The sequence below is a fragment of the Polyangium fumosum genome, assembly GCF_005144585.1.
GTDB classification, from domain to species: Bacteria; Myxococcota_A; Polyangia; order Polyangiales; family Polyangiaceae; genus Polyangium; species Polyangium fumosum.
In genome coordinates this window covers 15,521-41,031 of record NZ_SSMQ01000092.1, presented here as the reverse complement: position 1 = coordinate 41,031, position 25,511 = coordinate 15,521, and the positions used below count along the sequence as shown (strand labels likewise).

17 protein-coding genes are annotated in these 25,511 nt (G+C 68.0%); 9 read left to right on the top strand and 8 right to left on the bottom strand.

Annotated features, from left to right (window positions below; translation table 11 throughout):
* Positions 1 to 375: hypothetical protein (locus E8A74_RS54400; RefSeq protein ID WP_211365619.1), on the bottom strand; the 375-nt coding region annotated here is incomplete at its 3' end.
* 1,418 nt (positions 376 to 1,793) lie between these two features.
* Between E8A74_RS54400 and E8A74_RS46355 the strand changes: the two genes are divergently transcribed.
* Positions 1,794 to 2,216 carry a hypothetical protein gene (locus tag E8A74_RS46355; protein ID WP_136935592.1) on the top strand — a complete coding sequence of 141 codons (423 nt, stop codon included), beginning with the start codon at positions 1,794 to 1,796 and terminating at the stop codon, positions 2,214 to 2,216.
* Between the two features lie 246 nt (positions 2,217 to 2,462).
* Positions 2,463 to 4,634, top strand: coding sequence for a tyrosine-type recombinase/integrase (locus E8A74_RS46350; protein WP_170229892.1), 2,172 nt, complete (start codon positions 2,463 to 2,465; stop codon positions 4,632 to 4,634).
* On the opposite strand, the gene E8A74_RS46345 is transcribed toward E8A74_RS46350, so the two are convergent.
* Positions 4,583 to 5,791 (bottom strand): RCC1 domain-containing protein, encoded by a 1,209-nt coding sequence (locus E8A74_RS46345; RefSeq protein WP_170229891.1) that lies wholly within the window; start codon positions 5,789 to 5,791, stop codon positions 4,583 to 4,585. The two genes, E8A74_RS46350 and E8A74_RS46345, sit on opposite strands and share 52 nt — an antisense overlap.
* Positions 5,792 to 6,323: 532 nt before the next feature.
* On the opposite strand from E8A74_RS46345, the gene E8A74_RS54395 reads away from it, so the two are divergent.
* Positions 6,324 to 7,619 (top strand): hypothetical protein, encoded by a 1,296-nt coding sequence (locus E8A74_RS54395; RefSeq protein WP_211365618.1) that lies wholly within the window; start codon positions 6,324 to 6,326, stop codon positions 7,617 to 7,619.
* Positions 7,620 to 7,694: 75 nt separating this feature from the next.
* Here the strand turns inward: E8A74_RS54395 and E8A74_RS46335 are convergent, their stop codons facing one another.
* Positions 7,695 to 8,708: a hypothetical protein gene (locus tag E8A74_RS46335; RefSeq protein ID WP_136935589.1), complete on the bottom strand. Its 1,014-nt coding sequence runs from the start codon at positions 8,706 to 8,708 to the stop codon at positions 7,695 to 7,697.
* A 202-nt stretch (positions 8,709 to 8,910) separates the two neighbouring features.
* On the opposite strand from E8A74_RS46335, the gene E8A74_RS46330 reads away from it, so the two are divergent.
* Entirely contained in the window at positions 8,911 to 9,549 is a 639-nt protein-coding gene (locus E8A74_RS46330) for a hypothetical protein (protein WP_136935588.1), read from the top strand.
* A gap of 141 nt (positions 9,550 to 9,690) precedes the next feature.
* Here E8A74_RS46330 and E8A74_RS46325 read toward each other — a convergent pair whose 3' ends face one another.
* On the bottom strand, positions 9,691 to 10,479 hold the full coding sequence (locus E8A74_RS46325) for an OmpA/MotB family protein (RefSeq protein WP_136935587.1): 789 nt from the start codon (positions 10,477 to 10,479) through the stop codon (positions 9,691 to 9,693).
* Positions 10,480 to 10,860: 381 nt separating this feature from the next.
* Between E8A74_RS46325 and E8A74_RS46320 the strand changes: the two genes are divergently transcribed.
* Both E8A74_RS46320 and E8A74_RS46315 read left to right on the top strand, forming a co-directional pair.
* A complete protein-coding gene (locus E8A74_RS46320) occupies positions 10,861 to 11,547 on the top strand; it encodes a hypothetical protein (protein ID WP_136935586.1) in 687 nt (228 codons plus the stop codon).
* A gap of 632 nt (positions 11,548 to 12,179) precedes the next feature.
* Positions 12,180 to 12,896: a hypothetical protein gene (locus E8A74_RS46315; protein WP_136935585.1), complete on the top strand. Its 717-nt coding sequence runs from the start codon at positions 12,180 to 12,182 to the stop codon at positions 12,894 to 12,896.
* Positions 12,897 to 13,229: 333 nt separating this feature from the next.
* Here E8A74_RS46315 and E8A74_RS46310 read toward each other — a convergent pair whose 3' ends face one another.
* Positions 13,230 to 14,549 carry a hypothetical protein gene (locus E8A74_RS46310; RefSeq protein WP_136935584.1) on the bottom strand — a complete coding sequence of 440 codons (1,320 nt, stop codon included), beginning with the start codon at positions 14,547 to 14,549 and terminating at the stop codon, positions 13,230 to 13,232.
* Between the two features lie 925 nt (positions 14,550 to 15,474).
* On the opposite strand from E8A74_RS46310, the gene E8A74_RS46305 reads away from it, so the two are divergent.
* Both E8A74_RS46305 and E8A74_RS46300 read left to right on the top strand, forming a co-directional pair.
* Positions 15,475 to 16,671: an efflux RND transporter periplasmic adaptor subunit gene (locus E8A74_RS46305; protein ID WP_136935583.1), complete on the top strand. Its 1,197-nt coding sequence runs from the start codon at positions 15,475 to 15,477 to the stop codon at positions 16,669 to 16,671.
* A 15-nt stretch (positions 16,672 to 16,686) separates the two neighbouring features.
* Positions 16,687 to 19,830 carry a multidrug efflux RND transporter permease subunit gene (locus E8A74_RS46300; RefSeq protein WP_136935582.1) on the top strand — a complete coding sequence of 1,048 codons (3,144 nt, stop codon included), beginning with the start codon at positions 16,687 to 16,689 and terminating at the stop codon, positions 19,828 to 19,830.
* Between the two features lie 378 nt (positions 19,831 to 20,208).
* On the opposite strand, the gene E8A74_RS46295 is transcribed toward E8A74_RS46300, so the two are convergent.
* Positions 20,209 to 21,399 (bottom strand): hypothetical protein, encoded by a 1,191-nt coding sequence (locus E8A74_RS46295; RefSeq protein ID WP_136935581.1) that lies wholly within the window; start codon positions 21,397 to 21,399, stop codon positions 20,209 to 20,211.
* Positions 21,396 to 22,214: an STAS domain-containing protein gene (locus E8A74_RS55275; protein WP_170229890.1), complete on the bottom strand. Its 819-nt coding sequence runs from the start codon at positions 22,212 to 22,214 to the stop codon at positions 21,396 to 21,398. Before E8A74_RS55275 ends, E8A74_RS46295 begins: the two co-directional genes overlap by 4 nt.
* 430 nt (positions 22,215 to 22,644) lie before the next feature.
* On the opposite strand from E8A74_RS55275, the gene E8A74_RS53490 reads away from it, so the two are divergent.
* Entirely contained in the window at positions 22,645 to 23,127 is a 483-nt protein-coding gene (locus E8A74_RS53490; protein WP_170229888.1) for a hypothetical protein, read from the top strand.
* Positions 23,128 to 23,588: 461 nt separating this feature from the next.
* Here the strand turns inward: E8A74_RS53490 and E8A74_RS55760 are convergent, their stop codons facing one another.
* The gene (locus E8A74_RS55760) at positions 23,589 to 25,505 is read right to left on the bottom strand and encodes a DUF2169 family type VI secretion system accessory protein (RefSeq protein WP_136935579.1); all 1,917 of its coding nucleotides are present in this window, start codon (positions 25,503 to 25,505) and stop codon (positions 23,589 to 23,591) included.
* Positions 25,506 to 25,511 lie beyond the last annotated feature (6 nt).

Genomic DNA, 25,511 nt, shown 5'->3' with positions numbered 1-25,511 from the left:
CGCAGGACGCGCGGACGGCGCGGGCGTGGGCGCGGGGCGCGCAGACGGCGCGGGCGTGGGCGCGGGGCGCGCAGACGGCGCGGGCGTGGGCGCGGGGCGCGCAGACGGCGCGGGGGATGCCGCCTCGCGTGGGAACCGAAGCATTCCGAGCAGGGTGTCGGCGAGCATTTGGAGACGCTCGTCTTCCTCGTACGCGCCCCGGACTCCGGCAAGCCATGCCGGGTCATCCGGGTTGGACACTGGCCGCGGCACGCGCTGCTCGCAGGCTTTGAGGAACGCGCCCGCGAGCAATTGCACACGCTGGTCCGCCAGCGTCTCCTGCGCGGCTCGGCGCCATGCCGCGTCCGCGAGGCTGCGCCGGATGGACTCGGTCATCGATGCGGGCCCGACGTTCGGAACATCGGCAAGACCTGCCGCGAACGCCCCCAGCGCCGTACCGAGTGCTACGAGATCCGGCGACGATTCGCAAACGCCGATGAGCACAACCGCAGTACAGACTACGGAAGGCTGCATCGGTGTTTGCATTGGCAAACCGGGGCGCCCGGATGCGTCGCTCATACCCATACAGAAGCTCCAGCCGACCACTATGCACATTTGGCTTCCCGCGATCCACAAAAATCAGCGGGAATTCGGCGGAGCCTACTACGTCTGTGCTGGAATGCTCCAAGGGTTCGGGGCGCGTTGTTCAAAGCAAACCCCCAAAAGCCGAGCTACGTGTCCGAAATCAGGGAGCAGCCCCCTTGTTTCGTCGCATGAAGCCGTGAAAAAGCCGCTCAATGTAATCGGTTTTCGACAGATTTTTCGGTAGAACGCCGGGGCCCGGCAACTTCCCAGGGCTAGGCCCTGTACTTCAGTTCACCTTTTTCGATACCGCAAGCACCGTGCCCTCCGTGGACGAACCGCGAAATCGCCGCGTTTGAGCCATACCGGGCGGGTAGGCCCCCTTGTTTCACAGGCTCGGGGACCGAGAAGGGTCCACAAATCGATCCACTTTTTGCTCGCCGGAGCCATGCCTCGGGCCCAGAAAATGTTTCACGGAGCCGGAGTCGGTATCGGACTTCACGTTCGCTGCATGCGCAAGAGCCATGCCCTCCGCGGACAGACCTCGAAATCGCCGTGTTTGAGCCATGGAGGTCGGTTCGGTACCCTTGTTTCACAGGCTCGGGGGCCATGAAGGGTCCAGAGATCGATCCACCTTTTGGCTCGCCGGAGCCATGGCAACGGGCCACGGAAATGTTTCACGATGTGGGGGGTTCGCGTACCCTGCAAAATCAGCCTGATTTTGCGGTCTCGCGGCGCCCTGGGGGAGGTGCGGTGCATGCCCTTCGGATCCATGGAAAGCCATGGCTTTTCCATGGCAAGAGCCATCGGGTTCGAGTGGCTCTCCGGCCATGGCTTCCGGGGAACTCCCGCGAGCCGGCCGAGCGCCCCCCGAGAACCCGGCCGAGGGATGCTCCGAGAAGCGGGGGCTCGGGCCCGCGCCGGTCCAGCGTCCGCGCCGTAATACGTAATACGCGTTGATGTAATATGAATTATATATAGAACGCCGCTTCGGGCTTCGATTCCTCTTGGCCCACCGGCGCCAGTTGCGCGAAAACAGCTACACACGCCCCGCCAGGGAGGGGCCTTGTATAGTTAGCTATATGACTATGTGGCTATATGACTATACGTATAGTCGGCTATATATATAGAACTCGACGGCGACCTCGATTTTCCCTTGTCTCGCGTCCCCCACGGGCGGGAGAATCGGATCCACGCAACGGCGCCCCTTCGTGCGCCATGGGAGGGCGGACATGTCCATCGGTGAGTCCCGCAGCCCGGACGGTAACATCACGGCGACCTTGTCGATCCCACGGGGCGTCCTCCAGCTCGTCGCGCCCCCGCCCGAAACCCTCTCGCAATGCAACGTCGAGGCGGCGACCGGCATCCCGCGGCGCGTCTTCCTGGAGGCCATCCGCGCCCCGAACTTCCCGGTCCCCGTCGCGCGCCTCGGGAAGCTTAGGATCGTCAATCGCGTTGCGTTCGTCGCGTGGCTCGAAGAAAACGCGCGCAAGCAGAGCGCCACCCCTTCCTCCCCATCGGCCACGAATGACGCCGCGCCCACCGACGACACCGCGGAGCACGCAGACGACATTCTCGGCGCCGTCGGCCTGCAACCGCGCCCGGCCAGTCCGAGCCGCGCGCGAGCGACGAACCGCCGTGCTCGGCGCGTCTGACAACCGTCCGGCCCCCGCGGGTTTTACGGTCGCCTTTGCCTTCTCGCCTCTGCGGCCCGTAGACGGGCCACACCCCCCCTCCCGCGCCATCCTGCTTGACACGTGCCGGGATGCCGTCATGGCCCCGGGGGGCACGACGGGGGAGTATCTCTCGCGTCTCCCATGGCTCCGCGGGAAGGAGCCCAAATCGCAGGGCACGGCCGCTCGGCTGTTCCCTGGATGGTCACTGATTGGAGGAGTTGGAACATGCCCAGGTTAGCCACGGGGAACGTATACGAGCGGCGCGGCAAGTGGTTCGCGCGGCTCACCATCGGAACGAAGAAGCGGCAAAGCTTCATGCTCGAAACATGCAAGGACGAGCGGAGCGCCGTCACGCGTCAAGCCATCCTCGCGGAGCTGGCCGCGAAGCTCCGCAAATGCGGACGCGACGACATCGCGCCGGATATCATCAAGCGCGCCGCGGTGCGTGACGGGAAGGCATTGGACGAGGTGCGCAAGGCCGTTGATATGATCGCATCCGGACAGGTGGTGCAGAAGAACCTGACGCCGACGATCGAGCAAATCGGCAAGCGGTGGACGAGCGGGGAGCTGGCGGATCTCTACCCCGATCGAGTCAAGCGACGACGAAGTGCAGAAACCAACCGATACGTGCTCGACAAGTACGTCTATCCAATGGTCGGAGACGTGGCGATCGATAAGTTCACGCTCGACCACGCGGAAGCCGTCATGCGGAGCCTCCCACCGAGGCTCTCGCCAAATTCGCGGCGCTCCGTCGCGCAGCTCGTGTACCGGATCTGCTCGCTGGCGGTCCTTCCACTGCGCCATATCGCCGTGCATCCGCTGCCGCGTGGATTCGTGCCGCGGTATCAGGCAGGAAAAGCGAAAGGGTGGCTTTATCCTGACGAGGACGCGATGTTGCTTGGCTGCACGCAGGTTCCGCTGGAATGGCGCCTGTTTTACGGCTTCCTTCATCGGGAAGGGATGCGCCGCTCGGAAGCCCTTAACACGAGGTGGTCTGAGATCAACCTGGACCTCGGGGCGATTGTGCTCGATGTGAATAAGACGGATGAACCCCGTGCGTGGGCACTGTCGCCTGGGGTCGTCGCGGCGTTGCGCGCCTGGCGAGACCACTGCGCGGCAAGAGGCGTGCGCGTGTCGGGGGACGCGCACGTCTTCGTGTATGACGAAGGAAGCCAGAAGGGACAGCGGCTCACCACGAGCGACACTGCCGGCCGGTTCCGTCGACATCTGGAGTTGGCGGGCATTCGCCGGCCGGAGTTGTTCGCGCGGACGGCGACGAGGACCCGGATCCGGCTTCACGACGCGCGGGCCACGTTCGTCACGCTGGCGCTCGCGAACGGACGAACGGAGGCGTGGGTACAGGACCGAACGGGACACAAGTCAAGCGAGATGATCAACCGCTACCGGCGTGCAGCACGCACGGCGGCCGAGCTCGGGCTTAAAGAGTGCCGCCCGCTAGACGAGACGATCCCCGAGCTGGCCCCCCGTCCGATCGACGCGACGAGCGCGGAGCGCGCCCGCACGAAGGAAAGGGCGGCGGAAAGGGCACCACGCTCGCGGCGCGGAACCCCTCTGCCTGTAGAAATTCAGCCAAGATCCGCGGGGTTGGCGACCCCGGGTCAGGATGAGCAGAACTTCTCCCCGAGGCGAGCTCGCTTCGCGATCTCGCAGAGCGCCGAATTGTTCGGCGCTCTAGAAACCGTAGCCCATCCGTACCCCGTACCGGCGCCTGGACGGTTCGTCCAGCGGCACCTCCATATCGAACGCGATCGTGTTGGGAAACATGATCATGAGCCAGGAGACCGGATCCCTCTCGAAGATCGACCAGACCGCAGGGAGGGACACGCCAAGGCCGAACTTATAGTCCCAGCCGTGTCCTGCCTCTGGCAGCCGATCGCTCAGGCCGTCTGCGAAGACCATCGTCAAGGCCGAGCTCACGTAAAACTGAACGTGGGGCCAAGCGCGCGAGAAGAGATCGACCTTTTCGCCGCGCGCGACGCCCAGGCGAAGCTCGGGGCCGACGGCGAAACGTGGGACCTCGACCTCCCCAAAAACGCCGCGAGGATCGTCGACGGTCACCTTTCCGCCACTCAGGTGCATGCCGGTGCCCAGGAAGGGCGACCAGCCCGGGACCTTGATGGTGCGCGCGAGAAAGACACCCGCATAAAGCTGCCCATCCAATGTGAACGTCCCGCCGCCTTTCCGCACGCCAAAGGCGACGTCGCCGTGCCAATAGCGGAAGCCCAGCTTGGTCGGCGCTTCGGGCGGAGGGAGCTCCTGCGCGGTTTGCGCCGCGGCCGGCGCGGAGAGCAGCAAGAGCGCGAGCGCGAGGCCCATGGGTCTGCTCATGGCTCGAGCCCCCCCGACTCCCCGTGGTTGTTGGTTCCCCAGCAATAAATCTCGTCGTCCTGGTTCCGCGCGCAGGTGTGCGCGCTGCCGCAGACCATTTCGACGATACGCCCGGGGACCTGCGTGACGGCGCTCGGTGGCCTCTCCAGGGACCGGACGTCGCTCCCGAGCTGGAGAGATTGGTTGCTGCCCCAGCAGATGGCGCTCCCGTTGGCCTGCCACGCGCAGGTGTGATAGCCGCCTGCGGCGACACCCACGGCGCCGATCACGCCCGGGACCGTCACCGGCTTGCGACGACAATCGCGCGGGCAAGACAGGTCCTCCCCGCTACAGCAATCGTTGCCACCCGCGGAGACACCACACTCGCCGTTTTGATTGCGGCCCCAGCACCAGACGCTCCTGTCGTCGAGGACCGCGCAGGCATGCGCCTCGCCCACCGCGATGGCCTTTGCGGGCATGGGCAGCTCGACCCGCTCGGCGGACAGACCCCCGGGCTGATCATACGTGGCATCGGCGCCCCAGCACCACACGGCGCCCTCGATGTCGAGCGCGCAGACCCGATTCGCTCCCGCCGCCATTTGCGTGATGTCCCGCAAAGGAAAGCTCTGGGCGTCCACCACCACCACGGGGGTCTTGCTCAACGCTACATTGCTCCCGCGCCCGAGCATTTGCTGGTCGACGCCTCCCCAGCAGCGCACCAGGCCGCCCTCGTCCAGCGCGCAGGCGACATGGCTGCGTTTGGCGGGGAACTCATTGTCGTCGACGGATCTCCCCGCGACGACGGTCGTGGTGGGTTCGAGCCCTTGGACGCTCGCTGGCTCCGTCACGCAGAACGAGTCGCCTGAGCTACAGGCCGCCGTCACGCCGAGCTGACCGTCGCCGTTGTTGCCCCAGCAGCGGACCGTGTGGTCTTCGAGCACCGCACACGAACCCGAGGCCCCGGCCCCGACGTGGATCACCTTGGCGAGGATGGGCACCGGTTGGGGCGCCGCGGAAAACGTGGCGCCGTCCGCCAGGGCTTTGCCGAGCTCACCCCGGTCGCCCTTGCCCCAACACGCCAAGTTGCCATTTCGGAGGGTCGCGCAGGTATGCGAAAGTCCCGCGCTGAGCTGCGCTGCCGGGGCCACGTCGATGCGCGTCGGGGCGGAGGAACCATCGGTGGAGGTACAGGCAACGGTGCTCGTCGCGAATACGAGCGAAGCCATGCCGAGCCAAACGGTAGAGGGGGTTTCCCGCATGAAGATCATCCTGGATGGGGGTCCGGTACAGGAGCGCGGGGCCAGAGCAAGGAGTGGTCCACAGGGCTCGACCCGCGGGAAACCGCGGCTTTGACGGGAGGGCGCGCGAGGCGCCCGGGAGGAACGTGGCGGCAGGCCGATCAATCCGGTTCGAGGGGGAGACGATTTACGCGGTGGTCGCGCGAAAGGCGCTTCCAGACGCGCGCAGGAGCCTTCGCGACGTCGCTGCGGGCCTCTCCGACGACAAACGCGCCCTCGCGCGCGGGACGGGCCGATCATCGCCTGAACAGAGGCGGCGCGAGGCGTCCGGTTTGCGTGGAGCGCCGCGTCGAAATATCGACAGGTCGCTCCGCGTCTCGCCGCTCCATCTCGCCTGCGGCCACCCATCTTGAACAAATACATCAACCATGAAGCGGCGCGCCTCTGGCTGCGCCTGCTGCACGGTTCCGTCGCTGGAGAGACCTTTACGATGCGTGTTCTGGCTGGTAGGCGCAAGGCCATGAAAATACGAACGATTCAGGCACGCCTTCGCTTCACGACGCTCGTGGGTCTCACGCTCGTTGTGACGGCGCTGGCGGCCAGTTGCTCGGATGGTGACAGCGAAAGCCCGACCAGCGGGTCCTCGTCCAGCTCCTCCACGACATCGAGCAGCACCACGGGGACCGGCGGCATGGGCGGCGCCGGTGGAATGGGCGGCGCCGGTGGAATGGGCGGCGCCGGGGGTATGGGCGGCGCCGGGGGTATGGGCGGCCAGTCCCCCGTGAAGCCTGCCGATTGCGAGGAGATCTCCTTTGCGGACATCGAGCTCCTCAGCCTGCAAGAAAACTCCTTCGACGCGGCGGACACCGGGCCCGTGATCCGGACGGCGGGCTCGCTGCCGAACATCTCGGGCGACGCCACGCTCTTCGATAGGCTCCGGCTCTTTTTCGATGGCGACCTCGGCGTCGGCACCCATGCGATCGACGGCGATCCGAACCACGCGCTGCCGGACTACACCACCACGTTCGTCACCACCTGCGCGGCCTGCGCCGTGTTCCAGGAGGATCTCCAGGACGGCGTGTACCTCAAGACCTACGCGGCCAAGGCGGGCGAGCTCGAAATCAGCGAGATCCTCACGCCGCACCAGACCGTGGGAAATGCCCGCTACCTCGAGCTGCGCGAGATCGTGAAGAACGCAGAGACCAAGGCCTATGACTGGGTCGAGGGAGGCAAATGTTATTGGATCCAGGAGGCCGCGTATGACGTCCGCCGGCCGAACGGATGCAAGCCCTACGTGAGCGGCGCTTGCCCCGCCGACCAGTTCTGCATGCCGACCAATTCGATCGGGACCGACGGAGAGTGCGTCACCGGCGGCAACAAGGGGCCCGGCGAGGCGTGCACGAAGGTGAGCGCCACGCAGTGGGACTCGGACTGCGCACTCGGGCTGCGGTGTGTGGCCGACGGCGCGGACCCCATCTGCATGAAGGTGTGCGACATCCATTCGGCGGCGCCGGAGTGCCCGATGGGCACGCATTGCGGCGGCGGCTACAACCTGTGCCTGGACGAGGCGATCCTGCAGAACAGCGGCGTCGATGGCGCGAGCCTCGGCGAGCCGTGCGCCACGAGCGCACTCTACTGCGGCGGCGCCGGGCAGCCGGGGACATGCTGGGACGACGACGGAGGCGGCCCGCTGGAGGCGAAGTGCATCCCGTTCGCCTCCGCGCCGTCGCAATGCGTCGCCCCGAAGACGGCGGGATACATCGCCTACAAGGACGGCAAAGACCTCTCGACGCTCTTCTGCCTCCCGCCTCCCTGAGCCTCCGCTCCCCCCACGGAGTCCGCTCGTTTTGACCGGCTCGCCCCCTCTACCGATGCGGGCGAGCCGGCCGCATCACAACGTCCAGGCGCCCACCGTAATGAGGAAACTCGTGTGGTTCTCGCAGACCTCGACGCGTGTTCCCTTGCGGCTCCCGGCCCAGCAAGTGCCAGCCATCGTGGGGGCCTCGATCCGGGCGAGGTCGGGCACCGCGGCCTGGATCGAGGCCAGGATCGCGTCGCGTCTGGACACCGCGTAGACGTAGGAGAAGATCGTTCGGTACGCGACGACGCGTCGTGGTGCCGCCTTGTCGAACTGCACCTCGAGAGGCCGCCACAATTCAGCGGGGTTCGGCACGAGGTAATAACGAACGAAATCCCAGTGGATCCCGTCGCCGAACGGCAAGCTCTCCTCGGTCCGCCCGACGAGGGTTGCCTCGTCGGGGAAGATCTCCGCGAGGGTCTTCTCGACGGACTGGAACGGCGAGAGCTCGATCACGCAGCCCGCAGGCACGTCGTCCTTGTAGCAATCGACGGCGGCGGCTTGGGTCCCCGTCGCTTCGTCGAGCCACACGCGATAACGCTCGTCGATGGCGGGCGGTCCCCAGCCCGCGACCGCCGCGTCCCGCGCGCTCTCCTTGGGCAGACGAAGATGGACGGCCCACAGACGAGCCGTGTGATCGAAGCGGAGCTCGTAGCCGACGCCGTCCACGATCGTCCGCGTCGCGGACCGACCGCGCGTCGTCCAGAAGCGATTGCCACCTCCACTTCCCTCGCCGAGCTCGGGCACACGACGCCGCAAGGCCTCGTAGGCGCTCGCCTCCATCTCGACTCGGAATGCACTGCGTAATGCCGACGCGCGCGCCCAGGCGTCTTCGAGCCTCATGCCGAGCGAAAGCCCGTCGAGCGGTCCGGACGACGCGCCGCGGAGGTGGAAACGCGCCATCGAATGAAGGCCAAACGGCGAGGCGGCGCTCGCCTCGGCGGGCGTCGAGGCTCCTCCCGGAGGCGCGCTTCCGCCGCACGCGACGAGCACGACCACGGCGAGGGCCGAGAGAGGCCCCGAGAGGATTCGGCGGGGATGCGACATCGCAGCGGTGGGAGGCGTCATTGCGGAACCAGCACGCGTACATGGTACCCACCACGCGTGCAAGTGGTTGATTTTACGTTGTTGATGCGTCTTTCCACCGGCACAGGTAGAGAGGCGTCGTACTCGTGCGCAATACTTTTTCCACGTTGACTTGGACGGACAGGGCGGTGTAGCCGTGCGGCGGGGGACAAAGGACGGTTTCATGATCCGAAGTGCATCGTGGTGGATGGCCAGCCTGGCGACGATCGCGTGTGTCACGCTCAGCGGAAGCGCCCACGCCAGCCCCATCGACAACCCTGGCCTCAACTGCAAATTCGAGTTTTACAAAAATGGCGGCACGCCGTTCCTGGACTTCTCGAACGGCAAGTCCACGACCGGCCTCGCCGGGACCAACTCCTTCTCGGCCGACACCGACAGCGCGGGCAACATGAGCTTCGTCGGGTCGACGATGCAGCTCGAGCTCACGGACGCGCTCGTCAATGGCGTTGCTGTCCGGGTGCGGCTCCTCTTCACCGATGTCGTAGGTACCACCGATCTTTCGGGCGCCGACCCCGACATCAATTGGGAGATGACCGCGAAGCTGCAGGTCGCGGAAGCCGGGCAGGGCATCACGACGGTCAACTGCCAGACCGGCACGTTCACCATCTATGTCTCCGGCGACTGGGGAAACACGACGTCGAGCACCTTCACCATCCCCGCGATGAGCGGCTCGGGCAGCGGGGCGTGCAATGGCCTCTCCGCCGCCGTCAACACGGCGCTCGGCCTTGGGACGAATGGTGCCACGCTCTCGTTGTACAAGTTCCGCGCGTACAACGGCACGACGCCATTGTCCGGCTCCTGAAAGGCGGCGGCGCGCTGCCATCCGGCCAGCGCGCCGCACGCACGGGAGCTGCATTTACAGCCGGCCCGGGGCGCCTCGTAGTGCGGGCGCCCCCGAATTCGAGAGACCGAGCCAGGGGAGCCGCGGCGCGGCTCCAGGCTCTCACTCCTTGGTGAGCTTCGTCAAATCGATCATCTCGTCGACGTCGGGCACGACGATGAGATCGCAGCGCCGATTCTTCTGCTGCCCGTCCTTGGTGCCGTTGTTCGCCACCGGGTCGGTGTCCGCGAAACCTGCGGCGCTCCAGTGCGCGCGCGGCAGCGCCCCGCCCTTGCCCACGAGGAAGATCAACACCGAGCGGGCGCGCATCAGCGAGAGGCCCCAGTTGTCCTGGTACGTGCCGCCGTTGAGGGGCTGGTTGTCGGTGTGACCCGCGACCTGATAATCACGATCGGCCAGGGATTTGTCGGCCTTGATGACCTGGGCGACCTTCTTGAGGATGTCCTCGCCTTCTTTCTTCAGCTCGACCTTGCCCGTATCGAAGAGCACGTCGCCCGGGAGCGAGATGACCATGCGGTTTCGGCGGATGCTGACGGCGAGGCCGAGCTTGGTCAGCTCGTCGAGCTTCTTGCGCAGGAGGTCGAAGCGCGCCTTGATGGCCTCGAGCTGCTTGGCGCGGGCCTTGTACTCGGCGAGGGCCTTCTCCTGGTCCTCGAGCGTCGAGCTCATCTTCTTCACGTCCGCGCCGGCGTCCTGAAGCTGCTTCTCGAGGTCGGCGACGTGCTGCTTGGCTTCGGCGAGCTGCTTCTCCAGCTCGGCCTTTTTTGCTTCGCTGGAGTCCTGGAGCTCGTTGTACTTGGCGAGCTGCGCTCTCCACTCGTCTTCGGAGTGACCACAGCCACCCACGAGCGAGGCCAGAAGGACGGGGACAGCCAGAAGGCATCGGTTCATGAGCACGGTCTCCATGCCTCGTGAGGAGGCGGAAGGGCCGGCGCCAAAAGGCCGGCCGTCGGTGTGTCTGGACGACAGACTCCCTCAGGTCGGCGACGGAATCCAGAGCCTTGACGCCCTCCAGCATGCTCCGGACGGCGAAAACGTGGCGCACGTCGCCTCGCTGACGGCGGCGCGGCACCTGCGTCAAAAAATTCGAGCCCTATGGCCCCTGGTTTTTCCAGGTCCACGTTCCAGACGGAAGGGCGAGAGGATCTGGAATGGGCCGGTGGACGACCACGCCAGCGAGGGGCGCGCAGGGGCCGGAGGGCCCACGCGGCATTGCAATGCACGCCGGAGGGGGCTGGACGGCGCGCCGACCTCGGACCTATTCTCGCGTGAATGGCGAGCGAATTGCGGTGCCACGCGATCGTCGTGCGGTCGCACGGGGTGGGGGAGGTGCTGCCGTGGCCGCATTGGCGCGGGGCGCTGTTCAGCGAGGAGGCGCGGGCCGACTTCGTGCCGCCGTCGTCACCGACGCACCCGTACCGCCGCGAAGAAGGGTTTCGTACGATCACGCTGACCGGGGCGATGGATCCCCTCGAGGTCGGGACGGTGATGGCGGCGATCGCGATGTACGGGTTCGGGACCGACGACGAGCTCGAACCCACGGCGGAGGCGGTGGCGCGGCGGCTGCTTTCGGAGGAGAAGGTGGTGGTGGCCGGCGGGATCGAGATCACGTGCGGCGGCGCGCTGGTGCTGGCGCCGGAGTGCTGCACGGGGCTCGAAAGCTGGCGCGCGTGGATCACGTTCGCCGAAGGCGGGCCGCCGCCGTGGGGCGGGCACGATCCGACGCCCTACATCGCGCGTCTCGACACGGGGCTGCTGGCGCTCGGGTACCACGAGAAAAAAGAAGCGGCGATCGAGGTCGCGCCGGCGGTGCTACGCGCGGCGCTCGCGGAGGTCGAGGCGGAGGTCGCGGGGTTCGCGGCGCTGCTCGAGCGGTGGGCAGAGACGTACGTGCCGACGATGGCGGCGGCGCTTTTCGACAAGCTCGCGAGCGACCTTTCGCTGCGCGCTCCGCCCTGAGGGGTGCGCGTGGGGTGCACGCGCGTTTTGCACCCGCGCGCGGGGACACCAGGAAGCGTCGATCGACGCGACAGCTCGTCCAGCAGGTGCGCGACTCGCCATGCACGCGCGCAAAGGGCCCGATGCCAATCGCTCGGTGGGTGTCGCATGCGTGCAAGGCGCCCCGAGCCATCCGCGCGGCGTGCCTTGCATGTGCGCGAGGGACGTCGCGCCCGCGGCGCGGGAGCGCGTGCGCGCGCGCAAGTGTCGCCGTGCCGTGGTCCTGCCCCCGTTTGCGTCGACGCAAGCGCGCAGATCGCAGCGTCCCCGCCGCCGTTGCGCCGGTGCATTCCGCGCCGCGCACATGGACCGGGCGCCTTCGCGCCGCTGCAAGGACGATCGCGCAGGCGCGCGCGCTCGATGGGCATCGGCGCAAGCGCAGGCGAGGCGCGTGGCGCGACCCCCTCGCGCGCACGCCGCAGGCGGCCTTCGCCAGCTCCAGCCCACGTTGCAAGAGCAAAGCCGCCCAAGAAACGTTCGGCCACAACGTCGAACGGCCCGCGCGATGATGACCACGCGCACCCACGAAACCCACGCGCCCCGAGCGCCCTCACGCTCCTCGGCGCGTATCCCCTTCCAAGGAGGATGCCTCGATGCAATCGCCCACGCAGAGCACCCCCGTCTCGAAGTGCCTCGATCTCGCCGCCCACGCCACATGTATGCTCAGCAAGTTCTCGTGCCAGGCCGCATTCGCCTCGCTCGAAGACAAGATGCGCGCGGGCGCCACCGAGCTCGCGACGGCGCAAGCGGAGTACGAGAAGGCCCTCAAGGCCATTCTCCCCACCCGCGTCGACATCAAGTACGAGAATTACGTCTCCGATCGGCGCATCCGGCTCTCGCAGCAGAAGGCCGAGATCGCCGACGGCAAACGAAAAGGCCGAATCGCAAGCCTGGTCTTCCCCGAGGGATCCGCCCCGATCATCCGCCTCTTCGGCGCCTCACAAGTCGAAGCCATGATCGATCTCGAAGGGCGGCTCGCCGCCGCCCAGGCGTCGTGGCCCGAGGCCGAAGCCGAGAAGATCGAGCTCGGCGTGCTCCGGCAGCGTTACCAGGCCGCCCTCTTGAACCGTCAGATCGCCGTCCAGCACGCGCGTGATCTGCGGGCAGCCCGGAATGCGACGAAGGACAGGTTCCTCACGACGTACGCCGAGGTGATGGCCCGCGTCGAAGCCGAACTGCCACGCGACAAGGTCTCCCAAGCACTCTTTTTCGACGAGGTCCGCACACGGTCCGCCCTCGCAACCGCAGACACGAACGAAGGCGACAGCGTCAGCAGCGAGACGCGCGAAGGGCCAACGCCGGTCGCTTGACGCCGCGCCGGGGCGCTGCCCCGGACCCCGCGGGGGGCTGTCCGCCCCCTCGACCCCGGACCAGCGAGGCGCTGGACCCAGGGTTGAAAAACTGCGCTCCGCGCAGTTTTTCAAACAGGCCGACGAAGGAGCCGGGGTGCCAGCAGAACCCGCAACGCGGCTGCCTTGGTGGGCAACGCCGTTGCTGGTCTTGACCGGGCCTGTTCGATGAACTGCGCATCGCGCAGTTCATCGAGCTTGGGTCCAGCGCCTCGCTGGTCCGGGTGCAGGGGCGGAGAGCCCCTGCTGGGGCCTGGGGCAAAGCCCCAGCGAAACGGCTTCACCGTGAACGGGTCAGTTGAATCCGTTGTCGTAGCGAGGCCCCTCGGCGAAGCGGGCCTCCGGTGGGTTCGCCCATCGCGCGACGCGTGCGGCGTGCTCCTCGGCTGTGAGGGGCGTGAGCGGAGGGAGGGGTACGAGGGGCGAGCTGGCGTGGAGCCGCACCGAGGGCCTCCGCGTGATGAGCCGCTGCCCTGCTTCGGGGAGCCAGACGGTCGCGGGCGTGATAACGCGGACCTCGACGAGGTTTGGGAAGCGCTCCGTGGATTCGAGCGCCGCCCAGGCTGCGGGGTCCTTGTCGTCGCTCATGCAGATGGAGACGTAGGGCACCGGCCGGTCGATGGCGCGGAGGAGCGCGGGCGTCGCCTGGAGCTGGCGCACGGGCGGGAGCAGCGCGACGGGGCCGGAGAAGATCACGCTCTCGACGGTGGACCAGGCGGGGTGGCCGACGAGGGGATCGCCGGGCGCGGCGTTCCACTCCACTTCGACCGGAAGGCCTTGGTGGAAGGTACGCGCGCGGCTGAAGGGGTGGTGTACACGCGCGTCGTCGAGGAGCTGCTCGTGACGCTTGAGCTGGCGGTGGGTGAGCTTTTTGGCGCAATCGAGCGGGATGAACTCGCCGCGAGGGTCGCCGAGGGCGGACAGCTCTTTCGCGCAGGCGAGGCGAACATCGAGGTCTGCCGGATGGGCCCACACGCGCGCCAGGATGGCGTCGAGAGAACTGGCGTCCGCGCTGGGCGGGGGCGGCTTCGGAACGACGGGGGGCGCCTTGTCCGTCACGCTGGAGGGCCAGCCGCAGAGCGCGTCTGGGTCGCCGACGTCGAGCTTCCGGTCGTCTTCGTCGAAGTCGAGGCCGTCGCAGGGGTCGAAGATCGACTCGGCGCGTGTGGCGAGGCGAGCGGAGTAGCCCTTCGCGGCGAACGCGTCGAACCAGCCGATACAAGCGTTGAGCTCGGCCCGGGTGGACTCGAAGCGGTGGGTGTTGAAGACGAGCACGCGCTGGTGGTCGAGGGGCTCGCCGAGATCGCAGGGAGTGCAGGCCTTCTCGACGGCGGCGAGGAACGAGCGCAGCACGGCGTCGAGCTCCGGCGTGATGTGGGGCTTCAGCGCCTCGATCCGTTCGTGGGCGCGGGCGGCGGCCTGGGATGCGGGGCGGCGGAGGAGCGAGTAGGTGCTGCCATCGTGCTTCGAGCGCACGGAGGTGAAGTCCGCGGCGTCGAAGAAGAGAAACCAAGCGGGCGGGAGGAGGCCCTTGGTCCCGAAGAGCCCGGTGCCGCCCGAGGCCGGGTCGAAGTCTTCGGAGCCGTAGCACTCGAGGTACGCGGTGACGCCCATCGCCCCCCCTACCAGGGAGGTCTGGTTCTGTAAATCTCCGACAGGAGGGCTCTTGGGTTGGATTGTTTCCAACGCTTTGGAAACGATCCCGCCGCGACGCGAAGCCGTGCGATGCATTCGAGGTCCGCGTCCGCCAGGGCGCAGGGGGCGGCATCGGGCCCCCCCGATGCGCTTTGGAAACAATCCCGGCTCCCGGTCTTGCCTCGGCCCGTTCGATGAACTGCACATCGCCGCAGGTCAGCGACAAACCTCTCTCGCTCCTTCCTCAATGGACGCCTCCTCGCCGCGTGGGGCCGTGCCGTAGGAATCGTGCTTCCTCGGTTGCTTCCTCGGAGGGTTCCCTTCAAACGGGAGCCGCCTCTCAGGCGGGACGCGTATACGGCATGGCCGGCAGGCGAACCTCTTTCGCCCTGGCCGGCGCGGGCCATGTGCCAGGTGCTATGTCAAGGTAAGATTTTCAAACGGCTCTTTGGATTCGAATCCGAGCTTGCGGAGATCGGCTCCATAGCTTGCTCTTCGCCCTGAACCCTTGCATGCCCAATGTCCCGTGGTAAACCTGTTCCGTTTTGAACGAGGTGGAGCCGTAAACCAAGGAAGGTCGTGTGGGGCGCGACGACCCAGGAGCCGTGCATATCTCTCGTTCTGGCTCCGAGGTTCCCCTCCCTTCCTCACGGCAGCAAAACAGGGAACGGCATCGTTGCGCTCGGGCGTAACGTGAAGATGGGCGAATCCCCGTCCTGACGCGACCGACGTACGCGAGAGGCGTCGGTGCGCTCACGGGGCTCTCTCCATTGCCTTCCCCGCGCGCGAACACCAAAGAGACGTTCCACGATCGGACCCGGCAGGTGCCCCACCACGGCGCGTCCAGAACGTCCGTCGGGCGCCCATTTCGGACAAACTCCGCGAAAGATCGATAGAAAACGACATGCGACTCCTTCGTCTCCTCTTCGTTTGCGCGGCGCTCCTCACGGCTTGCGCGTCCGCCGAGACGAGCGCGCCGCCCGCGCCGCCGCCGCCCCCCGAGGTCTCGGTCGTGTCCGTGGCGCCGCACGCCCTGGTGATCGAGGACGTTCTCCCAGGGCGCGTCACGCCGGTGCGGGTCGCCGACGTCCGGCCGCTCGTGTCCGGCATCGTGCTCGAGCGGCTCTTCAACGAGGGCGACACCGTGAAGGCGGGGCAAGCCCTCTATCGCATCGACCCCACGATCTTCCGGGCCGAGGTCGCGAGCGCCTCCGCGACGACGGCGCGGCAACGCGCGGCCCTCGCGGTCGCGACACGGGAGGCCGAGCGCGCAGAACGCCTCGAATCGGGCGGCGCCATCGCGGGCCAGGCCGCCGACAACGCGCGCAGCACGATGGACATCGCGCGGGCCGACCTCGCCATCGCCGAAGCCTCGCTCGCGCGGAGCCGGGTCAGCCTGCGTTACGCCACCGTGACGGCCCCCATCAGCGGGCGGATCGGCCTGTCCCGCGTCACCGAAGGCGCGCTCGTGGGGACCGCGGACCCGACGCCGATGGTCACGATCCAGCAGCTCGACGCCGTGTACGTGGACATCCGGCAGCCGGTGATGCGTTACGAGGAGCTACGCAAGCGCCTCGCGCGGGGAGAGCTCGAGACGAGCCAGGGCCTGCCGGTCACGCTGCTTTCGATGCGCGGCGAGCCCTACGCCGAGCAAGGGCGGCTGCTCTCGACCGACGTGAACGTCGACCCGTCGACGAGCGAGCTGACGTTACGCGTGCTCGTCGAGAACAAGGATCTCCACCTCCTTCCGGGGATGTTCGTCCGCGCGCGGATCCCCGTCGGCCGCGAGCCCCAAGCGATCACGGTGCCGCAGCAAGCCGTGCTCCACGACCCCGCGCTCGGCGAGAGCGTGCTCGTGGTCGACCCCGGCGACCGCGTCGTGGTGCGTTCCGTCACGACGGGGCGCATCGTCGAGGGGCAGCAGATCGTGCGCACCGGGCTCGCAGCAGGCGACCGCGTCGTCGTCGAAGGGCAGGACCAGCTCCAGCCCGCGATGGCGGTGCGTCCCTCCCCCTGGAAACCGCCGCCGACCCCGTCGAGCGCGCCCTCCGCAGCGCCGGCGGCGACGGCCGCGCCAAGCGCATCGGCCCCCAACCCCTGAGCGAATAACGAGATCATGCCGCGTTTCTTCATCGAGCGCCCGGTCTTCGCGTGGGTCGTCTCCCTCTTCATCGTCCTGTTCGGCGCACTCGCGCTCCAGCGCCTGCCCGTCGAGCGTTACCCAACCGTCGCGCCCCCGAGCGTGAACGTGACGGCCGTGTACCCCGGCGCGACGCCCTCCACGATGAGCGAGAGCGTGCTCGCGCCCATCGAGCGTGAAATCTCGGGCGTGCCGCACCTGCTCTACTTCGAGTCGTCCTCGGACACGTCGGGCGTCGCGCAGATTTCCGTCACGTTCGAGCCGGGGACCGATCCCGAGCTGGCCCAGGTCGCGGTCCAGAACCGCCTGCGCACGGTGGAGCCGCGGCTGCCGCAGATGGTCCGGCAGATCGGCCTCGCCGTCGAGTCCTCGACCTCGAACTTCCTCTGCATCGTCGATCTACGCTCGCCGAGCGGGCGCTACGACGAACAGACGCTCGGCGACTTCCTCTCGCGGGGCCTCGTCGAAGAGCTGAAGCGCATCCGCGGCGTGGGCAGCGTGCAGGTCTTCGCCGCCCCGCGCGCCTTGCGCGTGTGGCTCGACCCCGCGCAGCTCACGGCGCTCGAAGTGTCGGTCGAGGAGGTGGCGAACGCCATCCGCGCGCAGAACGCGCAGGTCTCGCCGGGCCGGGTGGGCGACGCGCCGACGGTGCCGGGGCAACGCGTGACGATCCCCCTCGTGGTGCAAGGCGAGCTGGAGACGCCCGAGGCGTTCGGCGCGATCGTGCTGCGCGCACGTGCAGACGGCTCGCGTGTCCTGCTCTCGGACGTGGCCCGCATCGAGCTCGGCGCGCAGAGCTACCGCACCTCGACACGAACGGACGGCTCCCCCTCGGCCGGCGCGGGCGTGATGCTCTCGCCCGGGGCAAACGCGGTGGAGACGGCCGCGCTCGTCCGCGCGCGCGTGGCCGAGCTCGCCGAGGGGTTCCCGGAGGGAATCGAGGTCGGCGTTCCCTACGACACGGCGCCCTTCGTTCGCATTTCGATCGAGAAGGTCTTCAAGACGTTCTTCGAGGCGATGGCGCTCGTGTTCGTGGTGATGTTCGTGTTCCTGCAGAACCTGCGTTACACGCTTGTGCCCGCGATCGTCGCGCCGATCGCGCTGCTCGGCACGTTCGCCGTGATGTATGCGACGGGGTATTCGATCAACGTCCTGACGATGTTCGGGATGGTGCTCGCGATCGGCATCATCGTCGACGACGCGATCGTCGTGGTCGAGAACGTCGAGCGCATCATGGCGACCGAGCGCCTGTCGCCGAAAGAAGCGACGAAGAAGGCGATGAAAGAGATCACCGGCGCGGTCGTCGGAATCACGCTGGTGCTCTCGGCCGTGTTCATTCCCATGGCGTTCGCGTCGGGCTCGGTCGGGACGATCTACCGGCAATTCAGCCTGTCGATGGCAGTGTCGATCCTGCTCTCGGCGTTCCTCGCGCTCTCGCTGACGCCCGCGCTCTGCGCGACCCTCTTGAAGCCGGTGCCCGCGCACCACGACGCGAACCGCGGCGTGTTCGGGCCCTTCAATCGTGGCTTCGCGTGGCTCACCGATCGGTATGGCAACGGCGTCGGGCGCGTGGTGAAGCGGAGCTGGACCGCGCTCGTCTCGCTCGCCGCCATCGGCGTCGGGGCGGCATGGCTGTTCCGCGCATTGCCAGGCTCGTTCCTGCCGCAAGAGGATCAGGGCTACTGGATCTCGAGCGTCGCGTTGCCTTCGGATGCGACGGCGGAGCGTACCGATCAGGTGATCCGCTCGTACGAGGCCTACGCCCGCGAGCGGCCGGGCGTGCAGGCGGTGGTGGCGATTCAAGGCTTCGGCTTCTCGGGCTCGGGCCCGAACGCAGCGCTGATGTTCACGACGCTGAAAGACTGGGACGCGCGCAAAGGCGCGACGGCCCAGGGAGAGGTGCAAGCCGCGAACGAGCGTTTCGCGAGTATTCGCGACGGAAGGATGTTCCACGTCCTGCCGCCTTCGATCGATTCGCTCGGCACGAGCTCGGGGTTCGCGATGCGCCTCGTCGATCGACGCAACCAGGGGCAAACGCGTCTGCTCGCCGCCCAGAACCAGCTCCTCGCCGCCGCGGCAAAAAGCCACGTGGTGCAGGGGGTGTATCCGGAGGGCTTGCCCGACGGTGCGTCGGTGCGCGTGGAGATCGACCGTCAGAGCGCGGAGGCCTTCGGCGTGTCGTTCGCGTCGATCAACGCGACGCTCTCGGCGGCGCTCGGCTCGATGTACGTCAACGACTTTCCCAACGCGGGGCGTCTGCAGCAGGTGATCCTGCAAGCAGAGCCGGACGTGCGCATGCAGCTCGACGACGTGTTCGCGCTGCCGGTGCGCAACCAAGAAGGTCGGATGGTGCCGCTCTCGGCCGTGGCCACGCCGCGGTGGGAGCGGAGCCCGCTCCAGCTCGTTCGTTACAATGGATATCCCGCCGTGCGTCTCTCCGGCACAGCCGCGAGCGGCTTCAGCAGCGGAGAAGCGATGGCCGAGATGGAGCGTCTCGTCGCGCAACTCCCCCCAGGCTACGGCGTCGAATGGACGGGGCTCTCATACCAAGAGCGTCTCTCGGGCAACGAAGCCCCCGCGCTCCTGGCGCTCTCCCTGCTCGTCGTGTTCCTCGTGCTCGCCGCGCTCTACGAGAGCTGGTCGATCCCCGTGTCCGTCCTGCTCGTGGTCCCCCTCGGTCTGCTCGGCGCGCTCCTGGCCGTGAAGCTGCGCGGGATGCCGAACGATGTCTTCTTCAAGGTCGGTCTGATCACGCTGATCGGTCTGTCCGCGAAGAACGCCATTCTCATCGTGGAGTTCGCCAAGCAACTCGAAGAGGAAGGGCGCTCGACGGCAAGCGCAGCCATCGAGGCCGCACGTCTGCGCCTACGTCCCATCCTGATGACGTCCCTCGCATTCACCCTCGGCGTCGTCCCCCTCGCCATCGCAAGCGGCGCCAGCGCAGAAACCCAGCGCGCGATCGGCACCGGCGTCCTCGGCGGGATGATCAGCGCAACCGTACTCGCACTCCTGCTCGTCCCCGGGTTTTACGTGGTCGTGCGGAGCATCGTGAAGCGGCTCTCGCCCGAAGCCGCCAGCAGCCACCCAGAGGCCGCACCAGCCATTCTGCCTGGCGAGTGAACGTAGGGGAGGATCACGGCGCCCCGCGCTGGGGCTTTGCCCCAGGCCCCACCCGGGGCTGTCCGCCCCGGGACCCGGACCAGCGAGGCGCTGGACCCAGGACGATGAACTGCGCGATGCGCAGTTCATCGAACGGCCGGTGGCAAGACCGGCGACGACCCCGCCCACCAAGGCCACAGCGCCGCAGGTTCAGCCGGCAACGTACCCGCCGCCAGCTTGAAACCCACCTCCATGGTCTTGCCACCGGCCCGTTGGAAGAACTGCGCACCGCGCAGTTCTTCCACCTTCGGTCCAGGCCGTGCCTGGTCCGGGGTCGAGGGGGCGGACAGCCCCCCGCGGGGTCCGGGGCAGCGCCCCGGCGCAACGGCCTGCGCCCGTTTATGCCCAGGGAACGGACAAGGGAAGGGCTGCGTGGCTCGACGGCGCGAAGGGCTCCGGCTGGTAGACGCCGGGGATTTCGTTCCAACCGTGCTGGGCCAGCCGGTACAGGTGCGATACCCGCTGGTTGACCAGCAGGGTCACGTCGAATGCGTTCTTTGCGGGGAGATGACCCATCACGGCTTGCATGACCGTCTTCAGACAGCCCATCGAGAAATGTGCGGCGGCTTCGAAGCTCCCGGCTTTTTGCAGGAGGAGACGACGCTGCGCGGTCAGCTCGGCCATCTTGGGTGAGCCGGGCTCCTCGCGATCGAGCTTCCAGGTTGCGTGGACGTTTTCCGCGAGCTCTGCGCCTTGCGGGGATGAAAGGCCGTGCAGATAGGGGAACGTCACGATTCCGAAACGAATGTCCTCGTCGGCGTCCACCACCTCGTCGTTGAGCTGGCGCATTCTTCGTAAGGCCACGAGGGCTGGCGCGAAGGCGGGCGGCAAGGACCCTTGGGCGAGCAGGAAGGCCCACTCGATCGTCACGGGGAAGAAGATGGACGACAGGAGACGGCTGTCGCCCTCCAGGTACTTCGTGAGCGTGGCCTCCGAGACGACCTCCGGCAGTTGATACCGCGCTCGCTCTTCGCCCCAGAAGAAGTGATACATTTCCTGGGTGTGGCGCAGGAAGCAGCGCTCGGCGGCGGGCGGCGCGTCGACCTTCTGGAGCTGCTCGAGCCCGAGCGCGTAGGAGGCCAGCACGAAGAGCCAGGTGTGCTTCGTGGCTTGTGCTCCTGGCAGCGCGTCCATCATTCGATCGATGGCCATCACCGGGACGCCGTATCCGAGTGCGTAGGCGCGGGCGAGGTCTCGATGACGTTCGTCGAGACCGCCGAGCGCTTGACCGAACACGAAGAGCGGGCAGACCTGCTTCCAGATCGTGATGGGTTCGAAGTGCTTGGCCCACTCCTGCGTGAAGTGAGGGGGCTGCTTTCGGATCAGCGTCCCGTCGGCCTGGATGGCCTGATAGAGATCGAGGTAGATGTCACGGTACCGCGTCGCGAGCCATCGATAGGTCTCGCTGTTGTATGCGGTCGGGGTCGTGGGGATGTGGCGCGGGTCGAGCTCGGCGTTCGCGCCGGCGGCTTGGAAGCTCGTGGTGGAGTAGTCGAACCATTCCTCGAGTCCATGGAAGAGGTGCGTCATGTTTTTTGCCTCCCCAGGGCATAGGAAATGCCCTCTCGGACGGTGCTGAGGGTCATGATGGTGCTCAGATCGGCTTGAAGGTCCACGAGCGTCTTGGCGATGCGCGGCTGGATCCCCGTCAGGATGGCTTGCGCGCCCAGCAGATTGACGGCGCGGGCGGCTTGAACGAGCGCGTTCATGACCTCCATGTCCACGACCTCCACGCCGGTGACGTCGAGGATGGTCATTCTTGCATTGTGCCGCATGACGCCGTCGAGCAGCACCTCGAGCACCGCCTGGGCGCGGACGTTGTCGATCGTGCCCACGAGCGGCATCACGAGGACGTGCTCTGCGACGGGGATCAATGGGGTCGACAGCTCGCGCAGCGCCCTCTTTTGTGCGTCGATGATCTCCTGCTTGAGCGCCAACCTCTCCCGTTCGCCCTCCCAGCGTTCGGTGATGTCGTGCAGAAAGCCAAAGAGGTGGTCGAAGGACCCGTCGTCGCGGTAGACACCTTGCAGGAGAATGTTCCCATACATGATGCTCCCGTTTTTGCGCACGAATCGTTTGTCGAGGCTGTATCGCTGAATCTCGCCTTTGACGAGGCTGGCGAACAGGTCCATGTCGAGCGAGACGTCCTCGGGATGCGTGAGGGAGACCCACGTCGTCGTCCTCAGCTCGTCCGGTGCATAGCCGAGCTGCTCGCAGAGCCGGCCATTGAACTCGATCCAACCGGTGTCGGGGGACGTGATGGCCATCCCCACCTGCGCGAGGTTGAAATACCGACGATATCGCAGGGCGTCCGCGCGGACCCGTGTGATCTCCTCGGCTTGCACGTCGACTTGTCTCTTCAGATCGGCAAGGCGTTGGCGGAGCGAATCGACGTTCGTTTCGACGGAAACCGGTTGGTGAGTGAAGGGCCTGTCCATGCTTACGACTCTGCCTTCCTTCTCGCGACGACCAGGAGGATGGAGCGCGGAGCTTGATGCCAGGAGGAAATGTCGCCCGAGACGGAAGTGCACGTCAAGCGTTTGGCACCATTCGATCGTAGCGAACACGCGATGGCACGACTGTCACGCGTGAGGGTGGAAAGGTCCACCATGAACGTCACGGCGACGGAAGGACCCGGCGTACTCGGTTCCAGGAGCGGCCCCGCCGCGTCCCGTGCCCCGACCGAAGGCGCTCGCCGCGCACGCCCGGACGACACGAGCGCTTGCACGCTGCGAGGAACTTGGATGTGTCCGCCCTTCATGCGATGGGGGCGGAATGCGTACATTCCTCTTGATCTTCATGGTGTCGCTCGTCTCGTGGGTCGCTTGCAGCAGCGAGGGGACGGGTGGCGACGGTGGCGCGGGCCCGGGTGCGTCGGGGCCGGGGGGCGGCGGCTCGGGGGGCGGCAGTGAGGGTGGCGGCGGCGCAGGGGGGCAGGGCGGCGGGTCGTCGACGGGCGGCGGGTCGGCCGCCGGGGGCAGCGGCGGCGGCTGCGCCCTGCCGGCCGGCATCGAATACAACGCCGAGGGGTGCCTCACGTACCAGGGCGCGGGCGCGGTCTGCGGGAGCGCGTCCGACGGGGACACCTGCGAGCTCTCCGTGAGCTGCATGGCCTCGACCGATGTCGGGCAGTGCAACATCAACTGCGTGATGGGCACCACCATCAAGTGTTACAAGGAAGCCGACGTGAAATGCCTCGTCGACGCGGTGTGCGCCGGCGACTGCGACGCGTTGAAGGCCTGCGGCTGGGTGCTCTGACGGCGCCTGCGCGCCCGCGCCGCCCGCCGGATCCGGGCGCAGGAACCCGGAGCGGGTGGGGGCGCGGGAGCGTGCGCGGACGCGGCAGCTTCCAGCGCGCGTGCGCGACGCGCCGTGCACGCGCGCAACAAGCCCGAGGGCCGTTGCTCGGTGGGGGGTGCGTGCGTGCAAAGCGCTCCAAACACCTGCACAGCGTGCCTTGCACGCGCGCGAGGGACGTCGTGCCCGCGGCGCGGGGGCCCTTGCGTCGACGCAGGCATCGTCGTGACGGGGTCCCGGCGCCTCCTGCGTCGACGCAAGCGCGCCCGTCACGGCGTCCCAGCCGCTCTCGCGCCGGTGCATCCCACGCTGTGCACGTGTCCCGGGCGCCTTCGCGTCGATGCAAGGACGGCTGCGCAGAAGCTCGTGTTCGTTTTGCGTCGCTGCACCCGCGGGAGGCGCCTGGACGCGGACGTTCCTGCTCAGCCGCGCTTCGTTCCGCGGAAGGCGTCGAGCGCGTCGAGCGCGCCTGCACCGGCGCCCGTGGTACCGGCTGCGCGCTTCGCCCAGGAGCGCAGGAGGGGCATCAGCGCCGGCCGCTGAATGTGGAGCTCGTCGAGCACGGCATGGGCTTGTCCCCGCACGAGGGACGCCAGGATCCGCGCATGTTCGTCGGGCTTGATCGGCCCCCGAAACCCCTCCACCACGGCGACGTACGAGCGGTCGTACTTGGCCCGCTCGTCATGCTCCCCGCGGGACGCCTCCTCGGCGAGCACACGTGAACACCGGCGCTCGACCTCGGCGAAGGTCCGCGCTGTCAGCTCGTGCCGCCGGAGGACGTCGGCGCGGGCCTCGCGTTCCTCCGCGATTTCGGCTGAGATCGCCGCGAACTGCTCGATCGAGACGGTCGCCGGATCGATCTCCGGCGCGGTCGCAGGCTCCGGCGTGGCCGGGGCGGGCGCAGGGGGGGCGGACGCAGGCGCGGGCGCAGGCGGCGGGACGATCTCGGGCGGCCCGGGGTCGCGGAGCGTCGCGAGGGGGCCGATCATCGGCGGCGCCTGGGGCAGGCCCGGCGCGACCCGGTCGGGCGGCGCGGGGCGTGACGCGGGCGGCGGCTCGAAGGCGAGCGGCGGCGGCGGGACGGACGACGGGGGTCGCACGGGCGGCGGCACCGGCGGCGGCGCGGGCAAGGCGGCCCCGAGGACGGCGAGCGGGGGTTTGACGAAGGGCAACGCCGCCCCCGGGTCGAGCCGCTGGGAGTCGGGCGAGATCGTCGTCGTGTCCTCCAGGGAGAGGCCATCCGCCTCCGTGTCCGCCGGATCGCTGGGCGTGAAGGGCAGGGCAGGGGAGACGGCCGCCTGCTGGCTCGAGCGCCAATCGAGCTTTACGGTGCCGGGCGCGCCGCCCCCGGAGAGCTGACGATCACTCGCCTCGATCGTCACCACGACGCACCCGTCTTCGTGCGGCGACACGAGCGGCACGCTGCCCCGCCACGTGAGCGAGGCGATGCCCCGGTTCGTGTCGAGGAAAAGCGTGTCGCACCGGAAGCGCAGATCGGCCGGCGCCCCGCTCTTCTGCACGAGCGCGCGTGGCTTGACGAGCGCGAGGCGCGTCGAGAGCACGGGGACGTGCGGGTGCAGGTTCGTGAGCGAGATCCGCTCGTCGCCCACGAGCTCCGCGACGCGCTGGTCCGGCGGCGCCGTGTTGAAGAACGACGCGTCGATCCCGGCGGGCAGCGGCCACGCCCCGAGCCGGTGCGGATCCCAGCCCGCCGCGTGCCGGGGCAGGTGTTCCTGGCGCGCGGGCCACGTCGGCGCGATCGGCCCGAAGCCGACCGGCGGGATCACGTCCGAGGGGCTCCTCAAGCGGAAGCCGGGCGGCCCGAAGTTCGGCACGCGCCGGAGGTGCCGCGCATCCGGCGGCGCGTTCGGCGGCACGCCCACCGGGTTCGTCGTCCCGGGCCCGCCCGCGGCCCGCTCCCACCGGAGCGCCACCCGGCCCGCGGGGGGCTCTTCGAGCAGGCGCCCGTCGGCGGTCCATGCGCGCTCGCCGTGCACCTCGATCGCCTTGTCGAGCACGTCGCCGACCCCGAGCCGCGCGAAAAAGGGCCCGCCCGGCGAGGCGTGGGGCGCGTAGGCGTGGCCGACGAGGAGGATGTCGGCGCCACGCTTGAACGGGGCGAGGTCGCTCGCCGCGCTCAGGCTGCGCCGCGCGTCGTCGTCCCAGTATTCGTCATGCTCGTTCGGATCGTCCTGCTCCTCGGCGAGGCTGGAGACCTCCGGCGCGAGGGCGAAGGTCGCCTTGCAGACGACCGTGAGCACGTACGCGCCCTCCCGCGGCTGCCAGAGGATCGAGCCGACACGAAGGGGGCACGCCGAGACGACTTCCATCGAGGCCATGCGCGT

Bases quoted from the DNA above. Each gene is read 5' to 3' on its own strand.
- E8A74_RS55760 (WP_136935579.1), bottom strand. From the start codon at position 25,505: ATGGCCTCGATGGAAGTCGTCTCGGCGTGCCCCCTTCGTGTCGGCTCG.
- E8A74_RS46330 (WP_136935588.1), top strand. From the start codon at position 8,911: ATGATCCGAAGTGCATCGTGGTGGATGGCCAGCCTGGCGACGATCGCG.
- E8A74_RS46320 (WP_136935586.1), top strand. From the start codon at position 10,861: ATGGCGAGCGAATTGCGGTGCCACGCGATCGTCGTGCGGTCGCACGGG.
- E8A74_RS46350 (WP_170229892.1), top strand. From the start codon at position 2,463: ATGCCCAGGTTAGCCACGGGGAACGTATACGAGCGGCGCGGCAAGTGG.
- E8A74_RS46305 (WP_136935583.1), top strand. From the start codon at position 15,475: ATGCGACTCCTTCGTCTCCTCTTCGTTTGCGCGGCGCTCCTCACGGCT.
- E8A74_RS46315 (WP_136935585.1), top strand. From the start codon at position 12,180: ATGCAATCGCCCACGCAGAGCACCCCCGTCTCGAAGTGCCTCGATCTC.
- E8A74_RS46300 (WP_136935582.1), top strand. From the start codon at position 16,687: ATGCCGCGTTTCTTCATCGAGCGCCCGGTCTTCGCGTGGGTCGTCTCC.
- E8A74_RS46325 (WP_136935587.1), bottom strand. From the start codon at position 10,479: ATGAACCGATGCCTTCTGGCTGTCCCCGTCCTTCTGGCCTCGCTCGTG.
- E8A74_RS46345 (WP_170229891.1), bottom strand. From the start codon at position 5,791: ATGGCTTCGCTCGTATTCGCGACGAGCACCGTTGCCTGTACCTCCACC.
- E8A74_RS53490 (WP_170229888.1), top strand. From the start codon at position 22,645: ATGCGTACATTCCTCTTGATCTTCATGGTGTCGCTCGTCTCGTGGGTC.
- E8A74_RS46335 (WP_136935589.1), bottom strand. From the start codon at position 8,708: ATGTCGCATCCCCGCCGAATCCTCTCGGGGCCTCTCTCGGCCCTCGCC.
- E8A74_RS46310 (WP_136935584.1), bottom strand. From the start codon at position 14,549: ATGGGCGTCACCGCGTACCTCGAGTGCTACGGCTCCGAAGACTTCGAC.
- E8A74_RS46295 (WP_136935581.1), bottom strand. From the start codon at position 21,399: ATGACGCACCTCTTCCATGGACTCGAGGAATGGTTCGACTACTCCACC.
- E8A74_RS54395 (WP_211365618.1), top strand. From the start codon at position 6,324: ATGAAAATACGAACGATTCAGGCACGCCTTCGCTTCACGACGCTCGTG.
- E8A74_RS46355 (WP_136935592.1), top strand. From the start codon at position 1,794: ATGTCCATCGGTGAGTCCCGCAGCCCGGACGGTAACATCACGGCGACC.